8 protein-coding genes are annotated in these 12,116 nt (G+C 57.7%); 2 read left to right on the top strand and 6 right to left on the bottom strand.

Going from position 1 to position 12,116, the window contains the following annotated elements:
• Positions 1-86: 86 nt before the first annotated feature.
• Complete coding sequence (locus tag ACO6TI_RS11685; protein WP_422384974.1) at positions 87-2,381, top strand: spermidine synthase; 2,295 nt, start codon at positions 87-89, stop codon at positions 2,379-2,381.
• A 164-nt stretch (positions 2,382-2,545) separates the two neighbouring features.
• Here the strand turns inward: ACO6TI_RS11685 and ACO6TI_RS11680 are convergent, their stop codons facing one another.
• The 6 genes from ACO6TI_RS11680 to ACO6TI_RS11655 form a co-directional block, all read right to left on the bottom strand.
• Complete coding sequence (locus tag ACO6TI_RS11680) at positions 2,546-3,079, bottom strand: DUF934 domain-containing protein (RefSeq protein ID WP_422384973.1); 534 nt, start codon at positions 3,077-3,079, stop codon at positions 2,546-2,548.
• Positions 3,080-3,112: 33 nt separating this feature from the next.
• Positions 3,113-3,874 (bottom strand): phosphoadenylyl-sulfate reductase, encoded by a 762-nt coding sequence (locus ACO6TI_RS11675; RefSeq protein ID WP_055119928.1) that lies wholly within the window; start codon positions 3,872-3,874, stop codon positions 3,113-3,115.
• The gene (locus ACO6TI_RS11670) at positions 3,861-5,519 is read right to left on the bottom strand and encodes a nitrite/sulfite reductase (protein ID WP_422384972.1); all 1,659 of its coding nucleotides are present in this window, start codon (positions 5,517-5,519) and stop codon (positions 3,861-3,863) included. Before ACO6TI_RS11670 ends, ACO6TI_RS11675 begins: the two co-directional genes overlap by 14 nt.
• Positions 5,520-5,587: 68 nt before the next feature.
• Positions 5,588-5,887: a DUF2849 domain-containing protein gene (locus ACO6TI_RS11665; RefSeq protein ID WP_029062210.1), complete on the bottom strand. Its 300-nt coding sequence runs from the start codon at positions 5,885-5,887 to the stop codon at positions 5,588-5,590.
• Between the two features lie 18 nt (positions 5,888-5,905).
• Positions 5,906-7,369: a siroheme synthase CysG gene (gene cysG / locus ACO6TI_RS11660; RefSeq protein ID WP_422384971.1), complete on the bottom strand. Its 1,464-nt coding sequence runs from the start codon at positions 7,367-7,369 to the stop codon at positions 5,906-5,908.
• Positions 7,370-8,711: 1,342 nt separating this feature from the next.
• Positions 8,712-9,878, bottom strand: coding sequence for an acetyl-CoA acetyltransferase (locus ACO6TI_RS11655; protein WP_422384970.1), 1,167 nt, complete (start codon positions 9,876-9,878; stop codon positions 8,712-8,714).
• Positions 9,879-10,421: 543 nt separating this feature from the next.
• On the opposite strand from ACO6TI_RS11655, the gene ACO6TI_RS11650 reads away from it, so the two are divergent.
• Positions 10,422-12,092 carry an alpha-glucosidase family protein gene (locus ACO6TI_RS11650; protein ID WP_422384969.1) on the top strand — a complete coding sequence of 557 codons (1,671 nt, stop codon included), beginning with the start codon at positions 10,422-10,424 and terminating at the stop codon, positions 12,090-12,092.
• The last annotated feature ends 24 nt before the right edge of the window (positions 12,093-12,116 follow it).

The raw sequence follows: 12,116 nt of genomic DNA, 5'->3' as shown, positions 1-12,116 counted from the left end.
GTTACCTTTATCTTAAGCACGTCTTTTATGCGTTGTTTAACACGCTCTACGTAGTCTCCCCTTAGGTAACTTTGGGATTGGACAAGATGCAACAGACGCGACAGCCGTCACTTTCGCGCGGAGAAAGTGGAAGCCTGGGTATTGCGCTTTCGGTCCTGCAGCTCTTTGCGGGGACCTTGTTCCTGAGCGCGTTTTTGCTGTTTTCGGTCCAGCCGTTCTTCTCAAAACTGGTTCTGCCGAAACTTGGAGGATCACCCGGCGTGTGGTCCGTCGCAATGGTCTTCTTCCAGAGCGTTCTGCTACTGGGATATACCTATGCGCATATTCTGACACGATATCTGCAAACGAGACGGGCAATACTTGTGCACGCAGTGGTCCTGTTGTCCGCGTGTGTTTTCCTGCCGTTGGGGATTGCGTCCGGCTGGGATACGCCCCCCGTGCAGCATCAGGAAATCTGGCTTCTTGGATTGTTTGCAGTCTCGGTCGGTCTACCGTTTTTTGCAGTATCGGCAAACGCCCCGCTGCTTCAGGCCTGGTTTACCCGGACCGGCCACAGACACGCGTCGGACCCATACTTTCTTTACGGCGCGAGCAATATCGGCAGTTTTGCATCGCTCTATCTCTACATTCTCGTACTGGAACCAGCTCTTGCGCTTGGAACCCAGTCGCTGTTGTGGACAGCGGGCTACTTCATGCTGGTCATTGCAATCCTGCTGTGCGGTGCCTCCGTATTCAAGCAGTCGGACACCGTTTCTGATCACCCCGGCGGGTCTTCCAACGCCGACGATGCCGCTACTGACCAACGTATCCCGGCAAAACAGATCCTTGTCTATCTTGGACTTGCCGCCGTACCGTCGGCGCTGACGATCGCCCTCACCGCGCATATTGCCGTTGACATCGCCTCCGCACCGTTCATGTGGGTCGTTCCCCTTTCGCTGTTCCTGCTGACTTTCGTCATCGCGTTCAAGAACAAGCCCCTGATTTCGGTCGACTTCCTGTCGAACCTCCTTCCCTGGACCGCCATAATTGCGGCCGCGGTTATTTTCCTTCCCAAACTCTTGCCGCTGACATTCGGGCTCGGCGCCAATCTGCTGATCTATTTCATCACCGTGCTGTTCTGCCACGCGCGGCTTTATCAGCTTCGTCCGCACGCGAGCCAATTGACGGCCTTTTATCTCTGGATGTCGGTCGGCGGTGTCCTTGGCGGTATCTTTGCCGGTCTGGTCGCGCCGAACATCTTCAACTGGGTGGCCGAATACCCGATGCTGATGCTGAGCGCACTGTTCCTGTTACCGCTCAAAGGCGGCGCCACCTCCAGATCCGTCTTCTGGACCATCACCGCTGGCTCCGTTCTCGCATTTGCATTCTGGGCGGCCGCAACGCGTGGCCTGATCCCGGAATTGAAGGGGCACGAGGTCGTCACCCTGTCGATCATCGGCCTGATTACGCTTGCAGCCATTGTGCAGCTCAAGTGGCAGGCCGTGTCCCATGTCCTGCTGGTTCTGACCGTTCCATTTGCCCTGCTGTTGCAACTTCACCCGAGCGTCGTTCACTCGGAACGGTCATTTTTCGGTGTCATAAAGGTCAAGGACACCGACAACGGTTTGCATCGCAGGATGGTGCATGGCACGACCGTTCACGGCAGCATTGCCATGAGCGCCTTCGAACCGGACGTTGGAACAGGCAATCCGGAACCGCTTGCCTACTACCACGAGACAGGCGAGATGGCCGACACGTTGAACGCCTCGAGAGTTGCGGCCGGTGGCACGTTGCGGCATGCCGGCATCGTCGGTCTCGGAACCGGAAGTTTCCTGTGCCACATGCAGCCTGGTGAGGAATGGGCTGTCTACGAAATCGACAAGTCGGTCATAGATGTTGCGTCGAACCCGGCTTACTTCCGCTTCATTTCAGACTGCGGCCCGCAGGCGAAGATGGTTCTTGGTGATGCGCGCCTGACACTGGAGGCGGAGCCGGACGGCAAATTCGACTATCTGCTCATCGATGCGTTCTCATCCGATTCCATACCGGTTCACCTGATGACCAGGGAGGCAATCGACCTCTTCTTTTCAAAACTCTCGGAGAACGGGTTGCTGGCGCTCCATATATCGAACCGGTATCTGGAACTGGCCAGTGTGCTGGCCGCCATCGCCGAAGTGGATGGATATGAATTGCGTTTTGCTGAATTCAGCGCAGCTGAGGACAAGACCAAGCCCGATCAGGTCTTCGGAGCAAATGTCATGGTGCTTGCACGCGAAGAAGCCGATTTCGGCCCGCTTCTGGAAAACTCCAGATGGAATACTGTTTCGGCAGGAGACACACGGCCCTGGACGGATGATTATTCGAACATTGTCGGCGCGATTGTCCGGCACGAGTTCAGGTAAAGGCGGTCGATTCGGGCCCAGCCTGGTCGCAGCTGGTGCGTCTAGTTGAAGGCGCTGCCTGCAGACAACGTCACCCGGTCACAGGTCCCTGTGCCCGGGTGATTTCATTCCTGGAATGAACGGCGAGACAAGGCGGGACGCTTCGCTCTTGTCTCGCCGGGTAATTATTCGGCCGCGACAGCGACATCCCGGAAGGAACGGCGCGCCCAGGGGCGGGTTCCGAACGGAATTTCGTCGACCGTCCCCACCGGCTGCAGGTACTTGGTGACTTCCGGCCATTCGCCCGCCTTGAGTGCTTTCAGCACTTCCGGCTTGGTAATCTCGAACGAGGAAACACCACACCGGCGCGCGAGCGGCACCTGGTCCAGAATGTACTTGCCGGCAGCCCGGATATCCCCTTGAAAGCCTATCTGCTCACGCAGTACCCGGGCCGCGGAAAAGCCGCGCCCGTCGGCAAAACTCGGGAAGTCGACAGCGACATAGGTCAGATTGTCGAGGTAAGGCTGTAGCAGTTCGACATTGTCGCCGGCCTCAACTAGCACTGCTGTTTTTCCGTTGCGAGCGAGATAGTCGTTCGCGGCCTCCAGAAACAGGGTCTGCGGTACCAGCGCGTCGCCTTCAATGGCGCTACCTGTTTCGGCATCCACCCGGATCCAGTTCTCTTCGACGAACTCGCCGTCCTTGTAAATCGTTGTCATTTCGTGCGTCCTTAGTTCCAGTTTAGGCAGCGGTCAGATGCCGCTGCCGTCGATTTCCTTGCCATGGGTCGGCCAGTGAATGCCGCATTCCGTCTTGTCCTGGCCACGCCAGCGGCCTGCGCGCGGGTCTTCGCCCGGTGCAACCTTGCTGGTACAGGGCAGGCAGCCGATCGAAGGATATCCTTGCGCGACCAACGGATGTGGCGGCAGTCCGTGCGACTTTGCATAGTCCAGGACCTCGGCTGCAGACCAGTCGGCCAGCGGATTGACCTTCACCCGGCCCGCGTCGACTTCAAAGTTCTCGAGACTGTTGCGTGTCGCGCTCTGATGACGCTTCCGGCCTGAAATCCACGCTTCGAAACCATGAAGCGCCTGCTCCATCGGAACCACCTTGCGGATGTGACAGCAGGCATCCGTGTCGGTCATCCAGAGCATGCCGGACGGGTCCTGCTCCTCCAGGTCCTCCCTGGTCGGCTTGAAGGTGCGCACATCCGTAAGACCAAGCTTTTCGATCAGCTCGTCCCGATAAAGCAGGGTTGCCGGGAACAGCTTCACCGTGTCGATGAAGAGCACGGGTGTCGACGGATCAATCTGGGCCACCATATGCAGCAGCACGGCAGAGTCGGCACCAAAACTGGAGACCATGGCAATGTCACCGGCGAACTGATGCCGGATCGCGCCCAACAGGATCTCCTGGGCCGACATGTCCTCGTACTGGGAATTCAGCGCGGCGACTTCCGCCTGCAATCCCAGCTCAGGATCAACCCCCAGACTGAAAGTTTCATGCAGCGCCATAAAGGGCCTCCTTGAAGGGTGCCTCCCCAACCCGGCGGTAGGCGTCCAGGAAGGTTTCTTCCTTGCCGGATCGAAGGCCGAGATAGGTATCGACCAGCTTTTCGATCGCATCGATGACTTCCTCGGAAGAAAAGCCGCGACCGACGATCTCACCGATGGAAGCATTCTCGTTGGCCGAACCGCCGAGCGTTACCTGGTAGAATTCCTCGCCCTTTTTCTCCAGACCGAGAATGCCGATATGACCGACATGGTGGTGGCCACAGGCATTGATACAGCCGGAGATCTTGATCTTGAGTTCGCCGATTTCCGCCTGGCGTTCCGCCGTGCCGAAGCGTTCGGAAATGCGCTGTGCCACCGGGATAGAGCGCGCTGTTGCCAGGGCGCAATAGTCCATGCCCGGGCAGGCGATGATGTCGGTGATGAGACCGGCGTTGCCTTCGGCGATTTCGGCGGCAGACAGCCGGTCATAGATCGCCGGCACGTCATCAAGCTTCACATGTGGCAGGATAACGTTCTGTTCGTGGCTGATGCGGATTTCATCATGGCCGTATTGTTCTGCCAGGTCAGCAATCACATCCATCTGCGCATCAGATGCATCGCCCGGGATACCACCAATCGGCTTCATGGAAAGCGTCACGGAAGTATAGCCCGGCACCCGGTGCGGGTTCAGGTTGTGCTCCAGGAACTGGGCAAAGGCGGCATCGGCATTCCGCCGCGCTTCTACGGCCTCGGAAGCAGACGGGCCAACCTCAAGCGGGGGCGGTGCGAAATAGGCTTCGATGCGACGGACTTCCTCGTCCGGCAGGCGCAGCACGCCAAAGCGGATCTTTTCGAACTCCTCCTCGATATCCGCTTTCAGTTCTTCCAGGCCGGTTTCGTGCACGAGGATCTTGATCCGCGCCTTGTACTTGTTGTCGCGGCGGCCATAGCGGTTATAGACGCGCAGGATCGCTTCCGAATAGGCCAGAAGATCTTCTTCCGGCAGATAGTCGCGCACCTTGCGGCCAATCATCGGCGTACGTCCAAGACCACCGCCGACATAGACCACAAAACCGATCTCGCCTTCATCGTTCCGTGTCAGTTGCAGGCCGATGTCGTGCACCTGCACAGCGGCCCGGTCGTTGGGCGCTCCGGTGATCGCGATCTTGAATTTGCGCGGCAGGAACGAAAACTCCGGATGAAGAGACGACCACTGACGCAGAATTTCCGCATAGGGGCGCGGGTCTGCGATCTCGTCGGCGGCCGCGCCGGCAAAGTGGTCAGCCGTCACGTTTCGAATGCAGTTGCCGGATGTCTGAATGGCGTGCATTTCCACTTCCGCCAGTTCTTCCAGGATCTTCGGCGTGTCTTCCAGCTTTGGCCAGTTGAACTGAATGTTCTGGCGCGTCGTGAAGTGGCCGTACCCCTTGTCGTAGGTGCGCGCGATATGCGCGAGCTTGCGCATCTGGCGACCGTTCAAAGTGCCATAGGGAATGGCAACCCGCAGCATGTAGGCATGCAGTTGGAGATAGAGACCGTTCATCAGGCGAAGAGGCTTGAACTCGTCTTCCGACAATTCGCCCGCAAGGCGGCGCCGGACCTGGTCCTTGAATTGCTCGGTGCGCTGATTGACAAAACTCGCGTCAAATTCGTCGTAGCGGTACATCTTGAACTCTCCTAGCAGGCGCTGCCGTTTTCGATTTTTCCGGCGCTGCCTTTACCTGTTGTCTTTTTTCAGGCCGATACGGCCTGGGCCTGTTTACCGAACTGCGGGTGGGTGGTCGGACCGGCGGCCCGGATGCGCTCACGCAGGCGGACCGGCACAATCACGCCGTCCTCCAGTGTCACGTCCATTTCGTAGACGCTGACGACTTCCTGGTTTTTCTCGGCCTCCTGGCCGATGGCCAGTCCTTCCGCGACCTGGTCCTTGCCGTCGAAAGTTCTGGCCAGCGTTATGCGCTCGACCCAGCTGCCGTTTTCGCCGAGCCAGACAACGTCGCCGTTCAGCAAGCGGTTGGCGGTGATGACTTTCATTGCGTCTACTCTCTTTCGTCAGGCAACTGCGGCGCGGGCCACGTCAAGCGGCACCAGCGTTTCGGCCTTGTGCAGGGCGGCGTGGCCAACAGCCTCGCCTATGACTATGAGGACCGGGCCTTCGATTTCCGCACGGTTCGACAAAACCGCGAGTTCGGAAAGCGTTCCGGCAAAAAGGCGTTCATCCGCATGAGCGGCATTTTCCACGACCGCGACCGGGGTTTGCGGCTTCAGGCCCGCGCCGATCATCTTGCCGGCAACCGCGGCTGCAACAGTGCGTCCCATATAGACGGCGACAGTCGCGCCTTTCAGCGCAAGACCGGCCCAATCCGGCAGCGTCTCGGACCTGGCGTTGTGGCCGGTTGCAAAAACAAGGTTGGAGGCCACTCCCCGCAGGGTCAACGGGATCTGGGCCGAGGCGGCCGCGGCAAAGGCTGCTGTAACGCCGGGGACGATCTCAAATCCGATCCCGCCTGCACGGAGCGCCTCCATTTCCTCTGCGGCCCTGCCGAATATCATCGGATCGCCGGCCTTCAGGCGCACAACTTTCAAACCCTTCGTTCCCAACTCCACGAGCAGATCGCAGATCTCGTTCTGCGCGACGGAATGGGCCCCCTTGCGCTTGCCAACGGAAATTCGCTCCGCATCACGGCGCCCCATGGAGACAACACCCGCCGGAACCAGGGCGTCATGAACGATCACATCTGCTTCCTGCAAAAGCCGTTGCGCCCTGAGGGTCAGGAGGTCTTCCGCGCCAGGGCCAGCTCCGACCAGCCAGACAAAACCGGGCTCGTCGGCCATGCCGTTCAGCAGTCGTTGTGCATCGGCACGGGCTGCATCCGGCTTGCCGGCATAAAGATTTGTCGCCACGGAACCGGAGAAAAACCGGGCCCAGAAATTGCGTCGCAGCCCGCCGTCGGCAATTACCTTGGAGGCCGCGTCGCGAAAACTTTCAGCAAGACGCGCCAACTGCCCGGTTGCCCGCGGCAGCATCGCCTCGATGCGGGCGCGGATGTGGCGGGACAGAACCGGCCCGACACCGGTGGAGGTAATTGCTACGGCGATCGGCGCCCGATTGACCAGGGCACCGGTGTAGAAGTCGCAGAGTTCCGGCTTGTCGACCGCATTCACGGGAACACCCATGATCCGGGCCGCGTCAACGACGGCCTTGTCGAGGTCCCAGTTTTCCTGGGCGGTAAACACCAGGGCCGCACCATTCAAATGTGCAGGACGAAAACCTTCCGCGACGTGCTCGGCTTCGAAGAGGTCGATCGCCTCACGCAGGTCCTGCTCGACGGTGTTGGAGATCACGACAATCTTTGCGTTGGTTTCGCCCAGCAGCCGCACCTTGGCGGCGGCCTCGGCGCCATGGCCAACCACGAGCACCCGTCTGCCCGCGACCTTCATGAACGCGGGAAACACGTCGAGCCGGTCTTCCGGCTTTTTCAGCGTTTTGACTATGTCACCGCGACGACTGGCCATCTTCAAGGGTCTCCAATCCCAGATTGATGGCCTTAATGTAATTTGCCCCCTCCGGAAGTTCCGGGCACCGGTTTTCAAAGCTCGGCTCGGAAGAGGAATAGTTTTTTCAAGCTGAGCCGTTTGGCCGATTCCCGTTCCAGAGCGCGCAGCCAAGACAGTGTCCCTGGAGACGCCAGCAGCTAAATCGTTCAGTTTTTCCAAGGAACTGGCCGAGCCCGGACCGTTGTTTCAGAGTGACCTGAACCGGTCCCGGATCAAGTCCGGGACGGGACAATTTTCTTTGCCCATCCAAGATCCCGAATATCCGTGTGCGAAGCTACATGACGTCATCACGGACGCATCGCAGCAGAGATCCGGGATCGAGACCGCACGGCACCATACGGATTGCTTCCAGCACAAACGGTCGCTTGCAGCTCTCCGGTCCCGGCCCGCGCTTCGCGTCGCCGGATGACAGCAAAAATCACAAGAGCACTATCCTAAGACACAATGGAGACAAAAACGATCAGAGTGATCAGTCCTGTCAATCCTGACAGACCGATCGTCCACACGTCGAATAAAAGCATCGGTCGTCCGTTAAAGTAAGGGAACACCGCCGGTGAAGACGTGTAGGTAGCAACCCACGGAAGTGGGCCATCAACAACACGCTTGATATCGGTTCTGATTGACCGTGCCGAATACACCAACCCGCCAACACTTATTAAAAGGAAAGCATAGAACCCGGTCCACACAGACAAAATTAGGCCCAAAAGCAGAGGACCAATCGCGCTAATGAAATAATGAACGAAATCGACCAACTCTTCATTTGAAGGTAAAAGTTTACTTTTCGGTCTTCTATAAAATGGCGGCCAACCCATACTGACTTGCCACGCCAAGCTCCAGTAAATGAAGGTAGAAACAGATATTCCAATGAAAAAAATCTTTATCATCATCTGTTTCTAGCGACCAAAAGACACCCTCACAACACCGCTTAAGAAACAGACGTAAAGTTGTTCGGCAGCAACCTTACCAGAGTCATCATGGCAAAGCGTAACGGAGATACCGGATCGGCAAGGCACAGCACTGGTTGCTTCCCGCACAAACGGCCGCTTGCGGCTCCCCGGTCACTGCTCGCGCTTCGCTTGGCCGGGATGACGGTGGATGTTTTTCGTCTCACGGCAATCCAGTTGTCATCCCTGCGCAGGCAGGGATCCAGTGATCACCGGGCTCAACTCAGTGCCAATTACCTCAAGTTACAGACCACTGGTTCCCGGTCTTGCCGCTCGCGCGTCAAACCGGGATGACAACAGAGGCTCAGTCAAAAAGCCCAAGGAAATCGCCAATTTTGAACTATGCAATCGGTTGGCTACCGCATCGCCTGCATTACCGAGACGAAGTTGGAGACGGCTGCACCGCCCATGTTGAAGATGCCGCCGATTTCGGCGTTCTTCACCTGAATGTCGCCAGCTGTGCCGGTAAGCTGCATGGCGGTGAGGACATGCATGGAAACGCCTGTTGCACCGATCGGATGACCCTTGGACTTCAGGCCGCCCGACGGGTTGACCGGCAGCTTGCCGCCCATTTCTGTCCAGCCCTCCAGAATTGCCCGTGCGCCCTCGCCTTCTGACGTCAAGCCCATGGCTTCATATTCAATCAATTCGGCAATGGTGAAGCAATCGTGGGTCTCGACGAAGGAGAGATCCTCCAGTGCAAGATTGGCATCGCCCAGCGCTTCGCCCCAAGCTTTCGAACAGCCCTCGAACTTCAGAATATCGCGGCGGGACATCGGCAGGAAATCCTGAACATGGGCCATGCCGCGGAAGGCAACAGCCTTCTTCATGCCGAGCGCGGTTACCGGGTCAGTGAGGACGAGCGCGGCCGCACCGTCGGACACCAGCGAGCAGTCCGTGCGTTTCAGGGGACCGGCAACAAATGGGTTCTTTTCGCTTTCCGCGCGGCAGAAGTCGAAACCAAGATCCTTGCGCATCTGCGCATAAGGATTGCCAACGCCGTTCTTGTGGTTCTTGGCCGCAATTTTTGCCAACGCGTCCGACTGGTCTCCGAATTTCTGGAAATACCCATCGGCGATCTTGCCGAAAACACCGGCGAAACCGGCCGGCGTGTCGCCTTCTTCTTTCAGGTAGGAAGCCTTCAGAAGGTTCTTGCCGATTTCAGCGCCCGGTGTGGTGGTCATCTGTTCCACGCCGACCACAAGCACAATCCTTGCATCTCCGGAGGCAATCGCCCGCACGCCCTGATGGACTGCGGCAGACCCGGTCGCGCAGGCGTTTTCCACGCGCGTTGCCGGTTTGAAACGCAGGGCAGGATCAGCCTGCAGAACCAGGGAGGCGGTAAAGTCCTGCACGGAAAACCCGGCGTTGAAGTGACCGAGCAGGATCTCGTCGACGTCTTCGGGTGCAATCCCGGCATCGTGAATGGCATCAACCGCCACCTTGACGATCATGCTTTCAACGGTTTCTTCAGCGTGCTTGCCAAAGGGCATGTGCGCCCATCCCACCATCGCTGCCGTCATGAGATTTCCTCCAAATGAGCCTGTTGAGCGGTAAGGGCATCCCGGCACGGGCCAGCAGAAGCTGACCGGCCTGATGTCCACCTTACGGACACTTCGCTGTCCGGGACAGTCCCAGCTTCCATGCTGCTTTGCAAGAAGAAATTGACCTTTACGTCATTAATTTCTCATTATCCCTTTTTTTTCAAGTATTTATATAAAGTCAAAACTCGATTTCTCATCCGCCCAGCCAATCACGGATCGTCGGCACTTAGAAAAACGACGGCTGACGACGATCTGTTTCATAGCACTGTCACGTTTACCGGGTAACTGCATCCCCGTTGGAGAAAGACATTATTCTATCGCATTTTATCGCATCGCCGGTTCTGCCCAGCAGGACCGGCTTTTTACTTTTTCAACATCGGTTTTCCATGAATTGCCGCGCCCTCTTACACACGTGCACACGATTTTCTGAACAATGTAACTTGACCTCATGATCCGCGGCCTATAGCGATTCAAAGCGCTTTGAATTATCAATCCGCGCGTGACGCGGAATGGAGACCGGGAATGTTTGAAGAAGCCGAAACGGGCCAGGAGGCCGTCATGCCTGATACGAGGATCATAGGTTCGGACTGGTGGCGCGGTGCGGTGATCTACCAGATTTATCCGCGGTCCTTCAACGACAGCAATGGAGACGGCATCGGTGACCTCAACGGGGTGACCGAACGCATGGACTACATTGCCTCGCTCGGTGTTGACGCCATCTGGTTGTCGCCGTTCTTCACCTCTCCCATGGACGATTTCGGGTATGATGTTTCGGACTATGAGGATGTCGACCCGATGTTCGGGACGCTGGCCGATTTCGACCGCATGACGAAGGCAGCTCACGAGCGCGGTCTCAAGGTCATGATCGATCTGGTGATCTCGCACACGTCCGATCAGCATCCCTGGTTCAAGGAAAGCCGGTCCTCGAAGGACAATTCCAAAGCGGACTGGTTTGTCTGGGCCGATGCCAAGCCGGACGGCACGCCCCCCAACAACTGGCTGTCGCTCTTTGGTGGTCCCGCCTGGGAGTGGGACAGCCGACGCTGCCAGTATTACATGCACAATTTCCTGGCGAGCCAGCCGGATCTCAATTTCCACAACGGGGATGTCCAGGATGCCGTTCTGGATGTTGCAAGGTTCTGGCTTGATCGCGGTGTCGACGGCTTCCGTCTGGACACGGTGAACTTCTACTTCCACGATGTGGATCTCAGGGACAATCCGCCGCTCAGCGCCGGTGAAGCACCGTCAACGGTTGATCCGACCAACCCTTACGGTTTTCAGGATCATCTTTATGACAAGACCCGGCCGGAAAACCTCGTGTTCCTGGAAAGGTTCCGGGCGCTGCTGGACAAATATCCCGGATCGACCTCCGTGGGTGAAATCGGTGCGGACGGCCAGGCCGTCGAACTGACTGCCGCCTATACGGAAGCAGACAAGCGTATCCACATGGCCTACAGCTTCGATCTTCTCACGCCACAGCATTCGGCATCGTATGTCCGCCGTATCGTCGAGGACATGAACGCGGAAATAGGGTCGGGCTGGGCCAGTTGGGCCCTTTCGAACCATGATGTCAAACGGGTTGCGACACGCTGGGGAGAAGGCAAGGACGTCTCAAGGTTCGCGCCACTTGTTACCGCACTTTGCGCGTCGTTGCGCGGAACACCCTGCCTCTATCAGGGAGAAGAACTCGGTCTGACACAGGCTGACGTCCCGTTCGAGAAACTTCAGGATCCCTATGGCATTCGCTTCTGGCCGGAATACAAGGGCCGCGATGGTTGCCGCACTCCGATGCCATGGGTAAAGGACAATGCCAATGCGGGCTTTTCGGAGGCCGAGCCCTGGCTCCCCGTCGCCCCTGAACATCTTGCGCTTGCGGCATTCGAACAGGACAAGGACGAGACGTCGATCCTTTGCAGGAACCGCGCTTTTTTCTCTTGGCGGCAGAACAAAACCGCTCTCAAGAAGGGCGACATGGTGTTCCTTGAAAGCAGCGACGAGACGCTTGTCTTCACCCGGAGCTACAGAAACGAGATGATCCTGTGTGCCTTCAATCTGGCCGATGAAGAGGTGACAATAACCCTTGACGGTCTCGATCTGGAAAACCTCAACGCACCGGGCTTTGCAGGCACGATCCTGGGCAACGAGATTACACTCGGTGGCCTCGATGCAGTCTTTGCCAGAATAAATTCCTGATTTACATGCTTCAAAAGAACTCCC

The organism is Roseibium album, from assembly GCF_965233825.1.
Classification (GTDB): domain Bacteria; phylum Pseudomonadota; class Alphaproteobacteria; order Rhizobiales; family Stappiaceae; genus Roseibium; species Roseibium album.
The sequence above is the reverse complement of the archived record's forward strand: the minus strand, read 5'-3'. Positions and strand labels throughout refer to the sequence as shown.